General features: G+C 56.1%; 19 protein-coding genes. 8 read left to right on the plus strand and 11 right to left on the minus strand.

The genetic code is table 11. The features are described 5' to 3' along the window. Positions 1 to 27 precede the first annotated feature (27 nt). The gene (gene pyk, locus URZ40_RS08515) at positions 28 to 1,470 is read left to right on the plus strand and encodes a pyruvate kinase (protein ID WP_116339098.1); all 1,443 of its coding nucleotides are present in this window, start codon (positions 28 to 30) and stop codon (positions 1,468 to 1,470) included. Positions 1,471 to 1,513: 43 nt separating this feature from the next. Here the strand turns inward: pyk and lpxM are convergent, their stop codons facing one another. The 3 genes from lpxM to znuA form a co-directional block, all read right to left on the minus strand. Continuing rightward, positions 1,514 to 2,485 carry a lauroyl-Kdo(2)-lipid IV(A) myristoyltransferase gene (lpxM, locus tag URZ40_RS08520; RefSeq protein WP_233003068.1) on the minus strand — a complete coding sequence of 324 codons (972 nt, stop codon included), beginning with the start codon at positions 2,483 to 2,485 and terminating at the stop codon, positions 1,514 to 1,516. Between the two features lie 119 nt (positions 2,486 to 2,604). Beyond that, entirely contained in the window at positions 2,605 to 3,924 is a 1,320-nt protein-coding gene (gene mepM / locus URZ40_RS08525) for a murein DD-endopeptidase MepM (RefSeq protein ID WP_116339096.1), read from the minus strand. A 15-nt stretch (positions 3,925 to 3,939) separates the two neighbouring features. Beyond that, entirely contained in the window at positions 3,940 to 4,884 is a 945-nt protein-coding gene (gene znuA, locus URZ40_RS08530) for a zinc ABC transporter substrate-binding protein ZnuA (protein ID WP_162874936.1), read from the minus strand. Between the two features lie 77 nt (positions 4,885 to 4,961). Between znuA and znuC the strand changes: the two genes are divergently transcribed. Both znuC and znuB read left to right on the plus strand, forming a co-directional pair. After that, positions 4,962 to 5,717, plus strand: a complete 756-nt coding sequence (gene znuC, locus URZ40_RS08535; protein WP_014884314.1) for a zinc ABC transporter ATP-binding protein ZnuC — start codon at positions 4,962 to 4,964, stop codon at positions 5,715 to 5,717. Continuing rightward, the gene (znuB, locus tag URZ40_RS08540; protein WP_116339092.1) at positions 5,714 to 6,502 is read left to right on the plus strand and encodes a zinc ABC transporter permease subunit ZnuB; all 789 of its coding nucleotides are present in this window, start codon (positions 5,714 to 5,716) and stop codon (positions 6,500 to 6,502) included. The genes znuC and znuB overlap by 4 nt, the downstream gene beginning before the upstream one ends. A gap of 141 nt (positions 6,503 to 6,643) precedes the next feature. Here znuB and URZ40_RS08545 read toward each other — a convergent pair whose 3' ends face one another. The 7 genes from URZ40_RS08545 to aspS form a co-directional block, all read right to left on the minus strand. Continuing rightward, positions 6,644 to 7,099 carry a hypothetical protein gene (locus tag URZ40_RS08545; RefSeq protein WP_316379509.1) on the minus strand — a complete coding sequence of 152 codons (456 nt, stop codon included), beginning with the start codon at positions 7,097 to 7,099 and terminating at the stop codon, positions 6,644 to 6,646. A 197-nt stretch (positions 7,100 to 7,296) separates the two neighbouring features. After that, positions 7,297 to 8,307, minus strand: coding sequence for a Holliday junction branch migration DNA helicase RuvB (gene ruvB / locus URZ40_RS08550; protein ID WP_025756924.1), 1,011 nt, complete (start codon positions 8,305 to 8,307; stop codon positions 7,297 to 7,299). Positions 8,308 to 8,315: 8 nt separating this feature from the next. Next, entirely contained in the window at positions 8,316 to 8,930 is a 615-nt protein-coding gene (gene ruvA, locus URZ40_RS08555; RefSeq protein WP_163329867.1) for a Holliday junction branch migration protein RuvA, read from the minus strand. A gap of 80 nt (positions 8,931 to 9,010) precedes the next feature. Then, complete coding sequence (gene ruvC / locus URZ40_RS08560; protein ID WP_003859749.1) at positions 9,011 to 9,532, minus strand: crossover junction endodeoxyribonuclease RuvC; 522 nt, start codon at positions 9,530 to 9,532, stop codon at positions 9,011 to 9,013. Between the two features lie 34 nt (positions 9,533 to 9,566). Then, a complete protein-coding gene (locus URZ40_RS08565) occupies positions 9,567 to 10,307 on the minus strand; it encodes a YebC/PmpR family DNA-binding transcriptional regulator (protein WP_003859747.1) in 741 nt (246 codons plus the stop codon). Positions 10,308 to 10,334: 27 nt separating this feature from the next. After that, on the minus strand, positions 10,335 to 10,778 hold the full coding sequence (gene nudB, locus URZ40_RS08570; protein ID WP_061097872.1) for a dihydroneopterin triphosphate diphosphatase: 444 nt from the start codon (positions 10,776 to 10,778) through the stop codon (positions 10,335 to 10,337). A gap of 1 nt (position 10,779) precedes the next feature. Then, positions 10,780 to 12,552 carry an aspartate--tRNA ligase gene (gene aspS, locus URZ40_RS08575; RefSeq protein ID WP_061097871.1) on the minus strand — a complete coding sequence of 591 codons (1,773 nt, stop codon included), beginning with the start codon at positions 12,550 to 12,552 and terminating at the stop codon, positions 10,780 to 10,782. Between the two features lie 264 nt (positions 12,553 to 12,816). Here aspS and URZ40_RS08580 point away from each other — a divergent pair, with 264 nt between their 5' ends. The 5 genes from URZ40_RS08580 to cmoB are packed head-to-tail and all read left to right on the plus strand — an operon-like array spanning position 12,817 to position 16,397. Further along, entirely contained in the window at positions 12,817 to 13,383 is a 567-nt protein-coding gene (locus URZ40_RS08580) for a hydrolase (protein WP_166711571.1), read from the plus strand. Next, the gene (locus tag URZ40_RS08585) at positions 13,380 to 14,198 is read left to right on the plus strand and encodes a DUF72 domain-containing protein (RefSeq protein WP_192984913.1); all 819 of its coding nucleotides are present in this window, start codon (positions 13,380 to 13,382) and stop codon (positions 14,196 to 14,198) included. Before URZ40_RS08580 ends, URZ40_RS08585 begins: the two co-directional genes overlap by 4 nt. Positions 14,199 to 14,249: 51 nt before the next feature. Beyond that, positions 14,250 to 14,645, plus strand: coding sequence for an MAPEG family protein (locus URZ40_RS08590; RefSeq protein WP_116339083.1), 396 nt, complete (start codon positions 14,250 to 14,252; stop codon positions 14,643 to 14,645). Positions 14,646 to 14,685: 40 nt separating this feature from the next. After that, positions 14,686 to 15,429: a carboxy-S-adenosyl-L-methionine synthase CmoA gene (gene cmoA / locus URZ40_RS08595; protein ID WP_163329865.1), complete on the plus strand. Its 744-nt coding sequence runs from the start codon at positions 14,686 to 14,688 to the stop codon at positions 15,427 to 15,429. Beyond that, positions 15,426 to 16,397, plus strand: a complete 972-nt coding sequence (gene cmoB / locus URZ40_RS08600) for a tRNA 5-methoxyuridine(34)/uridine 5-oxyacetic acid(34) synthase CmoB (RefSeq protein WP_116339079.1) — start codon at positions 15,426 to 15,428, stop codon at positions 16,395 to 16,397. Before cmoA ends, cmoB begins: the two co-directional genes overlap by 4 nt. A gap of 189 nt (positions 16,398 to 16,586) precedes the next feature. Here the strand turns inward: cmoB and cutC are convergent, their stop codons facing one another. Continuing rightward, on the minus strand, positions 16,587 to 17,330 hold the full coding sequence (cutC, locus tag URZ40_RS08605; RefSeq protein WP_233003071.1) for a copper homeostasis protein CutC: 744 nt from the start codon (positions 17,328 to 17,330) through the stop codon (positions 16,587 to 16,589). Positions 17,331 to 17,341: the final 11 nt, after the last annotated feature.

Genomic DNA, 17,341 nt, shown 5'->3' on the forward strand with positions numbered 1-17,341 from the left:
AAGTTGTTTCAGTCAACGGAGTATTACATGTCCAGAAGGCTTCGCAGAACCAAGATCGTAACCACCTTAGGCCCGGCCACCGATCGCGATAATAATCTCGAAAAAATTATCGCCGCTGGCGCCAACGTGGTGCGTATGAACTTTTCTCACGGTACGCCAGAAGACCATAAATTGCGTGCCGATAAAGTGCGTGAGATCGCCGCAAAGCTGGGCCGCCACGTCGCAATCCTCGGCGACCTGCAGGGTCCAAAAATTCGTGTATCAACCTTTAAAGAAGGTAAAGTTTTCCTCAATATCGGCGACAAATTCCTGCTGGATGCCAACCTCGGCAAAGGCGAAGGCGATAAAGAGAGAGTCGGGATCGACTATAAAGGCCTGCCGGCTGACGTGGTGCCCGGCGATATCCTGCTGCTCGACGACGGTCGCGTCCAACTGAAGGTTCTGGAAGTTCAGGGGATGAAGGTGTTCACCGAAGTCACCGTCGGCGGCCCGCTCTCCAACAATAAAGGCATCAACAAACTGGGCGGCGGCCTCTCTGCGGAAGCCCTGACCGAGAAAGACAAAGCGGACATCGTAACCGCGGCCCAGATCGGCGTTGACTACCTGGCGGTCTCTTTCCCACGCTGTGGCGAAGATCTGAACTATGCGCGCCGCCTGGCCCGCGACGCAGGCTGTGATGCCAAAATCGTCGCTAAGGTTGAACGCGCGGAAGCCGTGTGCGATCAGGATGCCATGGACGATGTGATCCTTGCCTCTGACGTGGTGATGGTTGCCCGTGGCGATCTGGGCGTGGAAATCGGCGACCCTGAGCTGGTCGGTATCCAGAAAGCGCTGATTCGTCGCGCACGTCAGCTGAACCGCGCGGTGATCACCGCCACCCAGATGATGGAATCCATGATAACCAACCCAATGCCAACCCGTGCGGAAGTCATGGACGTGGCTAACGCCGTGCTGGACGGTACCGATGCGGTCATGCTCTCTGCGGAAACCGCGGCGGGCCAGTATCCGGCAGAAACCGTGGCCGCAATGGCGCGCGTCTGCCTGGGCGCGGAGAAGATCCCAAGCATTAACGTCTCCAAGCACCGTCTGGATATCCAGTTCGACAATGTGGAAGAAGCGATTGCAATGTCCGCCATGTACGCGGCCAACCATCTGAAAGGCGTTACGGCGATCATCACCATGACCGAATCTGGCCGCACCGCGCTAATGACCTCTCGCATCAGCTCCGGCCTGCCGATCTTCGCCATGTCACGCCACGAGCGTACGCTGAACCTGACGGCGCTCTACCGTGGTGTGACGCCGGTACACTTCGACAGCACCAATGACGGCGTAGCTGCCGCGCACGATGCCGTAAACCTGCTGCGCGATAAAGGTTATCTGGTGTCCGGTGATATCGTCATCGTGACCCAGGGTGACGTGATGAGCACCATCGGCTCAACCAACACCACTCGCGTACTGACCGTAGAGTAAGATCCGATCCCCTCTCCCCTATGGGGAGAGGGGTGACTGTATTTTATTTCCTCGGGTAGAGCTCTTTACGCTTATAGGGTTCCGTCTCTCCCGGCTTCCGCGTTTTCAGCAGCTTCAGTATCCACGTGTACTGTTCGGTATGCGGCCCCACCAGCAGTTCCACCTCTTCATTCATACGACGTGCGATGGTGCGATCGTCCGCAGTCAGCAAATCGTCCATCGGCGGACGGACTTCAATGCTCAGACGATGCGTTTTACCGTCGTAAACCGGGAAGAGCGGGATCACGCGAGCGCGACAGACCTTCATCAGGCGGCCAATCGCGGGGAGCGTTGCTTTGTAGGTAGCGAAGAAGTCGACAAACTCGCTATGCTCGGGTCCGTGGTCCTGATCCGGCAGATAGTAGCCCCAGTACCCCTGACGTACGGACTGAATAAACGGCTTAATACCATCGTTTCGCGCATGCAAACGTCCGCCAAAACGACGGCGTACGGTATTCCAGACAAAATCGTAGATTTTATTGCCCTGGTTATGGAACATGGCCGCCATCTTTTGGCCCTGAGAGGCCATCAGCATCGCCGGAATGTCGACGCCCCAACCGTGAGGAACGAGGAAAATCACCTTTTCGTCATTGCGACGCATTTCGTCGATGATTTCCAGCCCTTTCCAGTCAACGCGCTCGATGATTTTTTCCGGACCTTTCAGAGCCAGCTCCGCCATCATCGCCATGGCCTGCGGTGCGGTGGTGTACATCGCATCGATGATGGCCTCGCGCTCGGCATCGCTTTTTTCAGGAAAACAGTAATAGAGATTAATCTGCGCACGACGACGCGCGCTTTTACCTAAACGTCCGGCCAGACGGCCAATTTTCCCCAGAACAGGATCGCGCAGTGCGGCAGGCAGCATAGCGATGCCCGCAAAGGTGTAAACCCCCAGCCAGGCGCCCCAGTTGCGCGGGTGGCGAAAGGATTTTTCAAACTCAGGAATGTATTCAATATTATTTTTTTTTGTTTCCATGCTGGTTCCAGGGTCTGGTGACGCAAAAAATTATTCAGATAGTGTAGCGAGGCAGTCGCCCACGCACAAAAGAAAAAGCCGGTGCATACTGACACCGGCTTTTTTCACACAACAAAGGCTTAGTTTAAGCTTAGCTGCGGTATCACCTCTTTCGCCTGCGCCAGGTAATCGGAGCGATCTTTACCTGTCAGGCCTTCGGTGCGCGGCAGTTTCGCCGTCAGCGGGTTCACGGCTTGCTGGTTGATCCACACTTCATAGTGCAGGTGTGGGCCGGTAGAGCGTCCGGTGTTGCCGGAAAGCGCGATACGGTCGCCGCGTTTCACTTTCTGGCCCGGTTTGACCAGAAGTTTACGCAGGTGCATATAGCGGGTGGTATAGGTACGACCGTGACGGATAGCCACGTAGTAACCCGCTGCACCGCTGCGTTTTGCCATTACCACTTCGCCATCGCCCACCGACAGCACGGGCGTACCCTGCGGCATCGCGAAGTCTACCCCGCGGTGTGGCGCAACGCGCCCGGTAACCGGGTTCAGACGACGCGGGTTGAAGTTAGAAGAGACACGGAACTGTTTCGCCGTCGGGAAACGCAGGAAGCCCTTCGCAAGTCCCGTACCGCTGCGGTCATAGAACTTGCCGTCTTCAGCGCGAATAGCGTAGTAATCTTTGCCTTCAGAGCGCAAACGCACGCCCAGCAGCTGGCTTTGCTCGCGCTTGCCGTCCAGCATTTCGCGGGACATCAGGACGGAGAACTCATCGCCTTTCTTCAGCTTGCGGAAGTCCATCTGCCACTGCATGGCTTTGATCACCGCGCTGATTTCAGCGCTGGTCAGGCCGGCATCACGGGCGCTGGAAACAAAGCTTCCGCCCACAGTACCTTTCATCACGCTGTTCACCCAGTCGCCCTTCTGCAGTTCACTGGTCATTTTGAAACCGTTTGCAGTGCGATCGTAGGTGCGGGTTTCGCGGCGGGACATTTCCCAGGTCAAACGCTGGAGATCACCATCCGCCGTTAAGGTCCAGGAGAGCTGTTGCCCGATTTTCAGGTTACGCAGGTCTTTATCCGCAGCCGCCAGCTGGCTGATATTGCCCATGTCGATACCGTACTGGTTGAGCACACTGCTCAGCGTGTCACCGGTAGAGACAACGTATTCGTGGATCCCCGCTTCGTTCTCGGTTTTATCGTCCAGCTCATCCTGCGGGATGGCTTCATCTTCCTGAGCAGCCTGGTCGATAGGCTCGCTGGCTTCAGGCAGCAAAGAACGAATTTCGCTCTTTTCAAGCTCGATGGTCTTAATGATAGGGGCAGAACTCGGGTGGTAAACATAGGGCCGCCAGACGGCGACCGCTAAAGTGAGAACTGTAAGCGACCCCAGCATAACGCGGTGGGGTCGAGGCAGATTGTTAAATGCCAGGGCGACAGAGCGGGCTATCTGTTGCACGTATTCACTTCCTCGTTAATCTCCTTTCAGGCAGCTCGCATACTGGTTCGCCAGTTGGCTGAGGAACTGCGAATAGCTCGCTTTGCTCAACTGGATGTTCGTACCTAGCGGGTCAAGGGTTCCCATGCGCACGGATGTTCCCCTGGCCACGGCTTCTACGACCGCTGGCCTGAACTGTGGCTCAGCAAAAACGCACGTTGCTTTTTGCTCAACCAGCTGTGTTCTGATTTCATGTAAACGCTGCGCACCAGGTTGAATTTCAGGGTTGACGGTAAAGTGCCCAAGCGGGGTCAAACCATAGTGTTTTTCGTAGTAGCCGTAGGCGTCATGAAAAACGAAATACCCTTTTCCTTTCAACGGTGCGAGCTCATTACCCACCTGCTTATCGGTTGCGGCTAATTGTGCCTCAAAATCCTTCAGGTTGGCGTCTAGTTTGGCTCGACTTTGCGGCATAAGTTCCACTAATTTGTCATGGATTGCAACCGCTGAAAGCCGCGCTATCTCTGGGGAAAGCCAGAGATGCATGTTGTACTCGCCGTGATGGTGATCGCCATCACCTTTTTCACCCTCTGCAGCGTGATGATCGTGTTCGTCACCGTCGTCATCCGCCCCTTTCATGAGCAGCGGTTTCACGCCGGAAAGCCCGGCAATCGCGACCTGTTTTTCGCCTGGAATCTGTTTGGCCGATTTCTGCATAAACGCTTCCATCTCCGGACCAATCCAGACAACTAAGTCCGCGTTTTGCAAGCGTTTTACATCTGATGGGCGTAAGGAATAGTCATGCTCGGATGCACCATCCGGGAGCAGAACCTGGGTTTCCGTTACGCCATCGGCAATGGCCGATGCGATGAATCCAAGCGGTTTAAGCGAAGCGACAACGGCAGCGTTAACATCTTGTGCGGTTGTTCCCCAAAGGGCAGCGGATAATGCTGCGAAAAGAAGCGTATTTTTATGTAACATAATGCAACTAGTCATCGTAGTGAATGCGTGGAATGTGATATTATAACATCCGTTGACTTCTTCAAGCTTAAATTGACATGACGACACTGGTTTCTCTCGATAATATTTCGGTCTCATTCGGCCAGCGCCGCGTCCTCTCTGACGTATCGCTGGATCTCAAGCCCGGCAAAATTTTAACGCTGCTCGGCCCTAATGGCGCTGGTAAATCCACTCTGGTGCGTGTGGTGCTGGGTCTGGTAACACCGGACGAAGGTGTAATTACGCGCGAGGAAAAATTGCGGATCGGCTACGTGCCGCAAAAATTACACCTGGACGCCACCCTGCCGCTGACGGTAAGTCGCTTTCTGCGCCTGCGCCCCGGCACGCGTAAAGCCGATATTCTCCCGGCGCTGAAACGCGTGCAGGCGGGCCATCTTATCGACGCACCGCTGCAAAAGCTGTCCGGCGGTGAGACGCAGCGCGTTTTGCTGGCCCGTGCGCTGCTGAGCAGCCCGCAGCTGCTGGTGCTTGATGAGCCAACCCAGGGTGTGGACGTTAATGGTCAGGTCGCGCTTTATGATTTGATCGACCAGCTGCGCCGCGAACTGAACTGCGCCGTGCTGATGGTCTCCCACGATCTCCATCTTGTGATGGCGAAAACGGACGAAGTACTGTGCCTTAACCATCATATTTGCTGCTCCGGCACGCCTGAAGTGGTCTCGATGCACCCGGAATTTATCTCCATGTTTGGCCCTCGCGGCGCTGAACAGCTGGGTATTTACCGTCATCATCATAATCACCGCCATGATTTACAGGGACGAATTGTCCTGCGCCGGGGAAATGGACACTCATGATTGAACTATTACTGCCCGGCTGGCTGGCCGGGATTATGCTTGCCTGCGCCGCGGGTCCACTCGGCTCGTTTGTGGTATGGCGCAGAATGTCCTATTTCGGGGATACCCTCGCGCACGCCTCCCTGCTGGGCGTGGCTTTTGGTTTACTGCTGGACGTTAATCCCTTCTACGCGGTGATTGTTGTCACCCTGCTGCTGGCAGCCGGGCTGGTCTGGCTGGAGAAACGTCCGCACCTCGCCATTGATACGCTGCTTGGCATCATGGCCCACAGCGCGCTCTCGCTGGGTCTGGTGGTGGTAAGCCTGATGTCGAATATCCGCGTCGACCTGATGGCCTATCTGTTTGGCGATCTGCTTGCCGTGACGCCGGAAGATTTAATTTCCATCGCCATCGGGGTGGTGGTGGTACTCGGTATTCTGCTCTGGCAGTGGCGTAACCTGCTGGCGATGACCGTCAGCCCGGATCTGGCCTTCGTCGACGGCGTGAAGCTGCAGCGGGTTAAGCTGCTGCTGATGCTGGTGACGGCATTAACCATCGGCGTGGCGATGAAGTTCGTCGGGGCGCTGATTATTACGTCGCTGCTGATTATCCCTGCCGCCACGGCACGTCGTTTTGCCCGCACGCCGGAGCAGATGGCCGGTGTGGCCGTGATTATCGGGATGATTGCGGTAACGGGCGGATTAACCTTTTCAGCATTCTATGACACGCCTGCGGGGCCGTCGGTGGTGTTGTGTGCGGCGGTGTTGTTTATTTTTAGTATGATGAAAAAACAACCGAATGCCTGAATAAGCGATTACCACCACCACAGAGGCTGGCGTTTCGCTTCATGTCCTGTGATCAACTCATGGCGAGACTTCCACCCGCAGGAGTGCGCCCATGTCGGGCGCACACGTAAATAAGCACCGATGAAATTATCGGTGCTTATTTTATTTATTAGTACAAGTTGCTAAATACAATTTGGCGCCTGGGACATTTATACCGCCTTCAATATCAAGACATTTCTCATGACCTTCATAATCACTTGTTATCATCTGTCCGTTAACATGGTTCCAATGAGGCGCGGAAGTGTCATTTTGGACTAAATAGATTTTATTATCTATTGGTCCGAACACATAATATGGATGTTCATCCAGTATCAGAGTCCCACCAAGAGCGAAATTGGGCTCACGTATATTCTGCATAGCTGGATTAGAACCACACTCTTCCATCGTCGCCTGCTCCAGGCCAGCGCCAGTCATACACAGTTTTTGTCCGTTACTGGTATTTTCAAGTCTCTGATCTACCATTTTCCATGTTTGGGTTCCTGAAATAGCGGCATTCGCTACGCCAGATATAGCCGCCATAGTCAAAGCGGCAATAGATATTGCCTTCATTAATTTCATTTTGTTATTCCTGATAGGGTAAATAAAATTCATTTATAGCTTGGGTATCGCTATAAATTCATAGTAGATAAAATGAGTGAATTATCTCAAATGATATGGATGATAAATTTATCCAAAATAATATTGATGGGAAAATCGGATGAGGTGAATAATCGGTCAGCGTCGCAGGCAGAATTTAACATCCCGCCTGCTCATCGTTACGGCATTGCCGGTGGGGTGATACCAAAATGATTCCACGCCCGCACCGTCGCCATTCGGCCACGCGGCGTGCGCTGTAAGAAGCCCTGCTGGATCAGATACGGCTCCAGCACATCTTCAATCGTCTCACGCTCTTCACCGATCGCCGCCGCCAGGTTATCCAGGCCAACCGGGCCACCAAAGAACTTATCCAGCACCGCCAGCAGCAGCTTGCGGTCCATATAGTCAAAGCCTTCGGCATCGACGTTAAGCATATCCAGCGCCTGGGCGGCAATCTCTGCCGAAATGGTGCCATCATGCTTCACTTCGGCAAAGTCACGCACGCGACGCAGCAGGCGGTTGGCAATACGCGGCGTCCCGCGCGAACGCTTCGCCACTTCAAAAGCGCCCTCTTCACTCATATCCAGCCCCATATAGCGCGCGCTACGGCCAACGATATGCTGCAGGTCCGGCACCTGATAAAACTCCAGACGCTGAACGATACCGAAGCGGTCGCGCAGCGGAGAGGTCAACGATCCGGCACGGGTCGTGGCGCCAATCAGGGTAAACGGAGGGAGATCGATTTTGATAGAGCGCGCGGCCGGGCCTTCGCCAATCATGATATCCAGCTGGTAATCTTCCATCGCCGGATAGAGCACCTCTTCCACCACCGGAGACAGGCGGTGGATTTCGTCGATAAACAGCACGTCATGCGGTTCAAGGTTGGTCAGCATCGCCGCCAGATCGCCCGCTTTCTCCAGCACCGGGCCGGAGGTGGTGCGCAGATTAACGCCCATTTCGTTGGCGACGATATTCGCCAGGGTGGTTTTCCCTAACCCCGGCGGGCCAAAAATCAGCAGGTGATCGAGTGCATCGCCGCGCAGCTTTGCCGCCTGGATGAAAATCTCCATCTGGGAACGTACCTGCGGCTGGCCGATATACTCATCAAGCAGCTTAGGGCGGATCGCGCGATCCACCACGTCTTCTGCCTGAAGGGTGCCTGCCGATACCAGGCGATCTGCTTCAATCATCCTTTACCTCACAATGCAGCGCGCAGCGCTTCACGAATCAGGGTTTCACTGCTGGCATCCGGTTTGGCAATTTTGCTCACCATGCGGCTGGCCTCCTGAGGTTTATAGCCCAGCGCCACCAGCGCGGCAACCGCTTCCTGCTCGGCGTCATCATCAGAGGCAGGCGCGCCCGGGGAGGTCAGAACCAAATCGGCCGCCGGGGTGAACAGATCGCCGTGCAGACCTTTAAAGCGGTCTTTCATTTCGACTATCAAACGCTCTGCGGTTTTCTTACCGATGCCCGGAAGCTTAATCAGCGCCGCAGGATCTTCGCGCTCAACGGCATTCACAAACTGCTGGGCTGACATACCGGACAAAATCGCCAGCGCCAGCTTCGGCCCGACGCCGTTGGTTTTAATCAGCTCGCGGAACAGGGTGCGTTCCTGCTTGTTGTTGAAGCCGTAGAGCAGCTGAGCATCTTCACGCACCACAAACTGAGTAAAGACAACCGCCTCTTTGCCCGCGTCCGGCAGCTCGTAGAAGCAGGTCATCGGCATATGGACTTCATAGCCCACGCCACCCACTTCCAGCAGCACTAACGGGGGTTGTTTTTCAATAATGATGCCTCTGAGTCTGCCTATCACGTGACGCTCCTGCGTTCTGGAAGAAATTAACTGCCGACATAATAAAAAAAGGCTGGATAAACATCCAGCCTGATTTCTGATTATCGTAACCTGCCTCGCGCCAGGTTGAGCCGCGACTCGCTCATCTGCATCGCGTTCTGGCTGACGTGGCAGTGGGTAATCGCAATCGCCAGCGCATCGGCTGCGTCGGCCTGCGGGTTCGCGGGAAGCTTCAGCAGGGTACGCACCATGTGCTGCACCTGGCTTTTCTCCGCGCTACCGATGCCCACCACCGTCTGCTTGACCTGTCTTGCCGCATATTCGAATACCGGCAAATCCTGGTTCACGGCAGCGACGATGGCAACGCCGCGCGCCTGACCCAGCTTTAGCGCTGAATCGGCGTTTTTCGCCATAAAGACCTGCTCGATGGCGAAATAGTCCGGCTGAAACTGGGTGATGATCTCCGACACCCCCGCGTAGATGAGCTTCAGGCGCGACGGCAGATCGTCCACTTTAGTACGAATACAGCCACTGCCGAGGTAGGTTAGCTGGCGTCCCACCTGACGGATAACGCCATAGCCGGTGACGCGCGAGCCGGGGTCAATCCCGAGGATAATCGACATCACGCGTCTCCCGTAAACGGTTTACAGGCTCTCATCAGAGAGTCGCTGCAACCTCATCAGAGATTTCACCGTTGTGGTACACTTCCTGCACGTCGTCGCAGTCTTCGAGCATGTCGATCAGACGCAGCAGTTTCGGTGCGGTTTCCGCATCCATGTCCGCTTTGGTAGACGGGATCATTGAGACTTCAGCGTTGTCCGCTTTCAGGCCAGCGGCTTCCAGCGCATCGCGCACGGCGCCCATCTCTTCCCAGGCGGTGTAAACGTCAATGGCGCCATCATCGTAGGTCACCACGTCTTCCGCACCCGCTTCCAGCGCCGCTTCCATGATCGCATCTTCGTCGCCTTTCTCGAAGGAGATGACGCCTTTTTTGCTGAACAGGTAAGCTACAGAACCGTCAGTGCCCAGGTTGCCACCGGTTTTGGTGAACGCATGGCGCACTTCCGCAACGGTACGGTTACGGTTATCGGACAGACACTCAACCATCACCGCAGTACCGCCAGGGCCGTAACCTTCATAAATGATGGTTTCCATGTTCGCGTCTTCATCACCGCCGACGCCACGTGCGATAGCACGGTTCAGGGTGTCACGCGTCATGTTGTTAGACAGCGCTTTATCCACCGCCGCGCGCAGACGCGGGTTAGAAGCTGGATCGCCGCCGCCCAGACGCGCCGCTGTCACCAGCTCGCGAATAATTTTGGTAAAGATCTTACCGCGCTTGGCATCCTGTGCCGCTTTGCGGTGCTTGGTGTTGGCCCACTTACTATGACCTGCCATAAAAAGTTCTCCAAAAATCGCGCCTTCTCAGGCCGCGTTAATTACAAATTCTTCAATCGCCTGCCGGTTGCTCCACGACTTGGTAAGCGCGGCGGCATCCGCCGCATCTACCCAGCGGTAGTTCAGGTGTTCGGTAAACACGATCTCCCGCTCATGGGGAAGCGCGAGACAGAACCACGACTCCGTATTGCGCTCAATGCCCGGCGCATAGCGATGACGTAAATGGCTAAAAATTTCAAACTCCACCGTGCGCTGACAGTCCTTCAGGGTCAGTTGCTCATGAGCAACATCAATGGTGACCTCTTCCTTTACTTCACGCGCGGCGGCCTGCGGCGCGGTCTCCCCCTCTTCCAGGCTGCCGGTAACCGACTGCCAGAAATCAGGATCGTCGCGCCGCTGCAACATCAGCACCCGCTTCGTGTCTTCTGCATAAATGACCACCAGGACAGAAACGGGAAGCTTATATGCCATATCAGTTTTTCTCTTCCTTCTTCACCACTTCAATGCCCAGCTCGGCCAGCGCAGCCGGGTTGGCAAAGCTTGGCGCTTCGGTCATCAGACACGCTGCGGCAGTGGTTTTCGGGAAGGCAATAACATCACGAATGTTATCGGTGCCGGTCAGCAGCATGGTCAGACGGTCGAGACCGAAGGCCAGGCCCGCGTGCGGCGGCGTGCCATATTTCAGGGCGTCCAGCAGGAAGCCGAACTTCTCGCGCTGTTCCTGCTCGTTAATGCCCAGAATGCCGAACACGGTCTGCTGCATGTCACCGCTGTGAATACGCACGGAACCACCGCCCACTTCGTAGCCGTTGATAACCATGTCGTAGGCATTCGCAACCGCGTCTTCCGGTGCCGCTTTCAGCTCTGCCGCCGTCATGTCTTTCGGCGAGGTGAACGGGTGGTGCATCGCGGTCAGGCCGCCTTCACCGTCGTCTTCAAACATTGGGAAGTCGATAACCCACAGCGGCGCCCATTTAGTTTCGTCGGTCAGGTTCAGGTCTTTGCCGAGCTTCAGACGCAGCGCGCCCATCGCATCCGCAACGACTTTCTTGTTGTCTGCGCCGAAGAAGATCATGTCGCCATCCTGCGCGCCGGTGCGCTCAAGGATCGCTTCGACGATGTCCGCGTTCAGGAACTTCGCCACCGGGCTGGTGATCCCTTCCAGACCTTTCGCACGCTCGGTCACTTTAATATAGGCCAGACCTTTCGCGCCGTAGATCTTAATAAAGTTGCCGTAGTCATCAATCTGCTTACGGCTCAGCGCCGCACCGCCCGGTACGCGCAGGGCCGCCACGCGGCCTTTCGGATCGTTAGCCGGGCCCGCGAATACCGCGAACTCAACGGCTTTCACCAGATCAGCCACGTCCACCAACTCCATCGGGTTACGCAGGTCTGGTTTGTCGGAGCCGTAGCGACGTTCCGCTTCGGCGAAGGTCATAATCGGGAAATCGCCCAGCTCAACGCCTTTCACGTCGTTCCACAGGCTACGCACCAGCGCTTCCATCACCTCACGCACCTGTTCGGCGGTCATGAAGGAGGTTTCCACGTCGATCTGGGTAAATTCGGGCTGACGGTCAGCGCGCAGGTCTTCGTCGCGGAAGCACTTAACGATTTGATAGTAGCGATCGAAGCCGGACATCATCAGCAGCTGTTTGAACAGCTGCGGTGACTGCGGCAGCGCGTAGAATTTGCCTTTATGAACGCGGGATGGCACCAGGTAATCGCGCGCGCCTTCCGGCGTGGCTTTGGTCAGCATCGGGGTTTCGATATCGAGGAAACCGTGGTCATCCATAAAGCGACGCACCAGGCTGGTAATTTTCGCACGGGTTTTCAGGCGCTGGGCCATTTCCGGACGACGCAGATCCAGGTAGCGGTATTTCAGACGCGCTTCTTCAGTGTTGACGTGGTTGGAATCCAGCGGCAGCGCTTCGGCACGGTTGATGATAACCAGATCGGACGCCAGCACTTCGATGGCCCCCGTCGCCATGTCTGCGTTAACGTTTTTCTCGTCACGCGCACGCACGGTGCCGGTGACCTGAATGCAGAACTCATTACGCAGCTCGGAGGCCAGCTTCAGCGCTTCGGCGCGATCCGGGTCGAAGAACACCTGAACGATACCTTCACGGTCGCGCATATCGATGAAGATAAGGCTACCAAGATCACGACGACGGTTGACCCAACCACACAGGGTAACCTGCTGTCCGACGTGGGACTGGCGCAGCTGCCCGCAATATTCTGTACGCATGAGATATCCCTTAATTAGCCGCAGGCTAAATGTCGCCTGGTATGCAGGCTACTATGTCGCAGCTTTCTGTATGTCACAACTGGATGAAAAAAGGCGGCTATTATACTGGAAATTCCGCCGGACGATAAGAGCGAACCACCGCCAGACGGTCGTTTGCTGCACTCTTATTGCGCATTCTCACAAAAATTAACAAAATTATCCGACCGATAACAGGTCATCACGTCGTAAGGTGTTACGAAAGTGATTAATTTACCTGGAGTGACGATGTTAACACTTGATGCCCGCAAAACCGCGCTTGTGGTGATTGATTTACAGGAAGGGATCCTCCCCTTTGCCGGTGGCCCGCACGCTGCGGATGATGTGGTCAGCCGCGCCGCTCGCCTGGCCGAGAAATGCCGCGCCAGCGGTGCCCCTGTAGTCATGGTGCGCGTCGGCTGGTCCGCTGATTTCGCCGAGGCGTTAAAACAGCCCGTTGATGCCCAGGCGCCCGCGCATGCCCTGCCGGATAACTGGTGGACGTACCCGGTGTCGCTGGGCAAACGCGACAGCGATATCGAAGTGACCAAACGTCAGTGGGGCGCCTTCTACGGGACCGATCTGGAGCTGCAACTCCGCCGCCGCGGTATCGACACCATTATTCTGTGCGGCATTTCCACCAACATCGGCGTGGAATCGACCGCCCGTAACGCCTGGGAGCTGGGCTTTAACCTGGTGATTGCCGAAGATGCCTGCAGCGCGGCCTCCGCAGAACAGCATCGGGGCAGCATGACCCACATCTTCCCGCGCATCGGACGCGTGCGCAGTACGGATGAGATTTTAAGCGCGCTATGATGTACGTGGGCCTTCCCCAGTGGTCGCACCCGAAATGGGTGCGCCTGGGCATCACCAGCCTTGAAGAGTATGCCCGACACTTCAACTGCGTCGAGGGTAATACCACCCTGTATGCGCTTCCCAAAGCCGAGATTGTCGAACGCTGGCGAGAGCAAACGACCGACGATTTCCGTTTCTGTTTTAAGTTTCCGGCGACCATTTCCCACCAGGCCGCGCTGCGAAACTGCGGGGACTTAACGGAAGAGTTTTTCACGCGCATGTCGCCGCTGGCGAACCGCATTGGGCAATACTGGCTCCAGCTTCCCGCCACGTTTGCCCCGCGCGACCTGCCTGCGCTCTGGCAGTTCCTGGATGCCCTGCCCGGTGAATTCACCTACGGCGTGGAAGTCCGACACCAGGACTTCTTTGCGAAGGGCGAAGCAGAAAGAGCGCTCAACCGCGGCCTGCTTGAACGTTCCGTAAACCGGGTGATCCTCGATAGCCGCCCGGTGCACAGCGCGGTACCGCATAACGAGGCGATCGTTGAAGCTCAGCGTAAAAAACCGAAAGTACCGGTCCACGCCATCGTGACCGCGCAGAATCCGATGGTTCGGTTCATCGGCAGCGATAACATGGAGCAAAATCAGGCGATGTTCGCCGTCTGGCTGCAAAAACTCGCAAACTGGGAACACACCACCACGCCGTACCTCTTTTTACACACGCCGGATATCGCTCAGGCACCCGAACTGGTCGATGCTCTGTGGCAGGCCTTGCAGGCTGCGGTGCCGTCCGTGGGCAGCGCGCCGTCCATCCCACAACAATCTTCTCTTTTCTGATATCACCCCCTATCATAGTGAAGTGCCATCTGCCAAAAACAGGGAGTTAGTATGGTCAGCGCGCTGTATGCGGTGTTAGGTGCATTACTGCTGATTAAATTTTCATTTGATGTTGTGCGCCTGAGAATGCAGTACCGCGTCTCTTATGGCGACGGCGGTTTCTCCGAACTGCAAAGCGCTATCCGCATTCACGGTAATGCGGTTGAATATATTCCCGTGGCCCTCATCCTGCTGCTGTTTATGGAGATGAATGGCGCGGAAACCTGGATGGTGCATATTTGCGGTCTGCTGCTGATAGCTGGCCGGCTAATGCACTATTATGGCTTCCACCACCGCTTATTCCGCTGGCGTCGTTCCGGCATGAGCGCGACATGGTGTTCGCTTTTGCTGATGGTGCTGGCTAACCTGTGGTATATGCCGTGGGAGTTGGTTTTCTCCCTCCGTTAGCGCACAATACGCCACTTTATTTTTCCCGGATTTTTACGTTATGTCAGATCGCGACACGCTTTTTTCCGCGCCTATCGCCAGCCTGGGCGACTGGACCTTCGATGAACGGGTAGCCGAAGTCTTCCCGGATATGATCCAGCGCTCTGTTCCCGGTTATTCCAATATTATCTCTATGATCGGCATGCTGGCTGAGCGCTTCGTTCAACCCGGCACGCAGGTCTACGACCTGGGCTGCTCGCTCGGCGCGGCAACGCTGTCGGTACGTCGTAACGTTCATCACGAAGGCTGCCGCATCATTGCCGTGGATAACTCCCCGGCCATGGTGGAGCGCTGCCGTCGCCATATTGACGCGTATAAAGCCCCCGTACCGGTGGACGTGGTGGAAGGCGATATCCGTGAGATCGAGATTAACAACGCCTCGATGGTGGTACTGAATTTTACCCTGCAGTTCCTGGTGCCTGAAGACCGTCAGCTGCTGCTGGACAAAATTTATCAGGGGCTGAATCCCGGCGGCGCGCTGGTGCTTTCTGAGAAATTCAGCTTTGAGGATGCCAAAGTAGGCGAGCTGCTGTTCAACATGCACCACGATTTCAAACGGGCGAACGGCTACAGCGAGCTGGAGATCAGCCAGAAGCGCAGCATGCTGGAAAACGTGATGCTGACGGACTCCGTGGAAACCCACAAAGCACGCCTGCAGAAAGCCGGGTTTGAGCACAGCGAACTGTGGTTCCAGTGCTTTAACTTTGGTTCGCTGGTGGCGCTGAAAGCGGGAGATGCGGCATGATTGAATTCAGCAACTTCTATCAGCTGATTGCTAAAAACCATCTTTCCCACTGGCTGGAGACCCTGCCGGCGCAGATTGCCGCCTGGCAGCGCGATCAGCAGCACGGCCTGTTAAAGCAGTGGTCAAATGCCGTGGAGTATCTGCCGGAACTGACGCCGCATCGTCTGGATCTTCTGCACAGCGTAACCGCCGAGAGCGAAGAGCCGCTCCCGGCCGGGCAGATCAACCGCATCGAAACGCTGATGCGTAATTTAATGCCGTGGCGCAAAGGGCCGTTTTCGCTCTACGGCGTGAACATCAATACCGAGTGGCGCTCAGACTGGAAGTGGGATCGCGTACTGCCGCACCTTTCCGACCTGACCGGGCGCACCATCCTGGACGTGGGCTGCGGCAGCGGTTACCACATGTGGCGCATGATTGGCGCGGGAGCCCATCTGGCGGTCGGCATCGACCCGATGCAGCTGTTCCTGTGCCAGTTTGAGGCGGTGCGAAAACTGCTCGGCAACGACCAGCGCGCGCATCTGCTGCCACTGGGCATAGAGCAGCTCCCAGCCCTGAAAGCGTTCGATACCGTCTTCTCAATGGGCGTGCTGTATCATCGTCGTTCCCCGCTTGAACACCTGTGGCAGCTCAAAGATCAGCTGGTCAGCGGCGGCGAGCTGGTGCTGGAAACACTGGTGATCGAAGGTGATGAACATGCCGTTCTGGTGCCGGGCGATCGCTACGCGCAGATGCGCAACGTTTACTTCATCCCGTCCGCGCTGGCGCTGAAAAACTGGCTGGAGAAGTGCGGATTTGTGGATGTGCGCATTGCCGATGTCTGCGTTACCTCAATTGAAGAGCAGCGCCGCACCGACTGGATGATCACCGAATCGCTGGAGCAGTTCCTTGACCCGACCGATCACAGCAAAACCATCGAAGGCTATCCGGCCCCGATGCGTGCGGTGTTGATTGCGACCAAGCCGTAGTTTTCCCCTCACCCCGGCCCTCTCCCCATAGGGGCGAGGGAGAAAAACCGCACCGAGCCGTCCCCTCTCCCCTATGGGGAGAGGGTTAGTGTGAGGGGATAAAAAAAGGCCCCTGTGTAATTGGCAGGGGCCTGGTACAAGCAAGCATCATATTGGGCGACATGATGCGCGGTAAAAATCGGTACGTTGCTACACGTGATGACGCTCAATCAGCGACTTCATTTCCGCAACCGACTCTCCCTCTACGCCATAGCGTGAATACTCATCCGCTTCAGCATCCGTCGACATTGACAGCCCTGTATTGCGATAACGCATGGGTGAAGGTATCCATTTCCCCGCAGAGCTGTGAAGCTCTTCCACCCCGGCGTTTAAAAACCGTTCCAGATTGCTGGCACGGACTCCCGCACCCGCCATTATTATTGGAACACCGGAATGTGCTTTTAGTTCCGTAATTAATTGCAGTCCTTTTTCAGCCGAAGACTGCTGTCCCGATGTCAGAACGCGCGCCACGCCAAGTTCTCCAAGCGTTTCAAAGGCCTGAAGCGGATCTTTACACATATCAAACGCGCGATGAAAAGTGACGGCCATCCCTTTAGCGGCATCCATCACCTGGCGCATCCGCGGCAGATCGACGTGACCGTCTTCATCAAGCAGGCCGGTCACCAGACCGGGGAACCCCAGGTCACGAACAAGGGCGATATCTTCAAGCATGGCACTGAACTCGCCCGGCGTGTAACAAAAATCGCCGCCGCGAGGACGAATAATCGGGTGGACCGGAATGGTGACGGCCTGGCGGGCAGACTTCAACACGCCGTATGAAGGCGTTAACCCCCCTTCTTTCGGGGCCGCGCACAGTTCGATACGGTCAGCTCCCATCTGTTGCGCCGTAAGGGCACACTCCACGCTGTAACAACAAATCTCCAGCAGCGCCATCTACTCCTCCT

It is taken from the genome of Enterobacter sp. 296B2 (assembly GCF_034106185.1).
GTDB classification, from domain to species: Bacteria; Pseudomonadota; Gammaproteobacteria; order Enterobacterales; family Enterobacteriaceae; genus Enterobacter; species Enterobacter cloacae_N.

What these genes read in the sequence shown, in the direction of transcription:
- pyk (WP_116339098.1), top strand. Translation starts at nt 28, where the DNA reads ATGTCCAGAAGGCTTCGCAGAACCAAGATCGTAACCACCTTAGGCCCG.
- lpxM (WP_233003068.1), bottom strand. Translation starts at nt 2,485, where the DNA reads ATGGAAACAAAAAAAAATAATATTGAATACATTCCTGAGTTTGAAAAA.
- znuA (WP_162874936.1), bottom strand. Translation starts at nt 4,884, where the DNA reads ATGTTACATAAAAATACGCTTCTTTTCGCAGCATTATCCGCTGCCCTT.
- znuC (WP_014884314.1), top strand. Translation starts at nt 4,962, where the DNA reads ATGACGACACTGGTTTCTCTCGATAATATTTCGGTCTCATTCGGCCAG.
- znuB (WP_116339092.1), top strand. Translation starts at nt 5,714, where the DNA reads ATGATTGAACTATTACTGCCCGGCTGGCTGGCCGGGATTATGCTTGCC.
- URZ40_RS08545 (WP_316379509.1), bottom strand. Translation starts at nt 7,099, where the DNA reads ATGAAATTAATGAAGGCAATATCTATTGCCGCTTTGACTATGGCGGCT.
- ruvB (WP_025756924.1), bottom strand. Translation starts at nt 8,307, where the DNA reads ATGATTGAAGCAGATCGCCTGGTATCGGCAGGCACCCTTCAGGCAGAA.
- ruvC (WP_003859749.1), bottom strand. Translation starts at nt 9,532, where the DNA reads ATGTCGATTATCCTCGGGATTGACCCCGGCTCGCGCGTCACCGGCTAT.
- URZ40_RS08565 (WP_003859747.1), bottom strand. Translation starts at nt 10,307, where the DNA reads ATGGCAGGTCATAGTAAGTGGGCCAACACCAAGCACCGCAAAGCGGCA.
- nudB (WP_061097872.1), bottom strand. Translation starts at nt 10,778, where the DNA reads ATGGCATATAAGCTTCCCGTTTCTGTCCTGGTGGTCATTTATGCAGAA.
- aspS (WP_061097871.1), bottom strand. Translation starts at nt 12,552, where the DNA reads ATGCGTACAGAATATTGCGGGCAGCTGCGCCAGTCCCACGTCGGACAG.
- URZ40_RS08580 (WP_166711571.1), top strand. Translation starts at nt 12,817, where the DNA reads ATGTTAACACTTGATGCCCGCAAAACCGCGCTTGTGGTGATTGATTTA.
- URZ40_RS08585 (WP_192984913.1), top strand. Translation starts at nt 13,380, where the DNA reads ATGATGTACGTGGGCCTTCCCCAGTGGTCGCACCCGAAATGGGTGCGC.
- URZ40_RS08590 (WP_116339083.1), top strand. Translation starts at nt 14,250, where the DNA reads ATGGTCAGCGCGCTGTATGCGGTGTTAGGTGCATTACTGCTGATTAAA.
- cmoA (WP_163329865.1), top strand. Translation starts at nt 14,686, where the DNA reads ATGTCAGATCGCGACACGCTTTTTTCCGCGCCTATCGCCAGCCTGGGC.
- cmoB (WP_116339079.1), top strand. Translation starts at nt 15,426, where the DNA reads ATGATTGAATTCAGCAACTTCTATCAGCTGATTGCTAAAAACCATCTT.
- cutC (WP_233003071.1), bottom strand. Translation starts at nt 17,330, where the DNA reads ATGGCGCTGCTGGAGATTTGTTGTTACAGCGTGGAGTGTGCCCTTACG.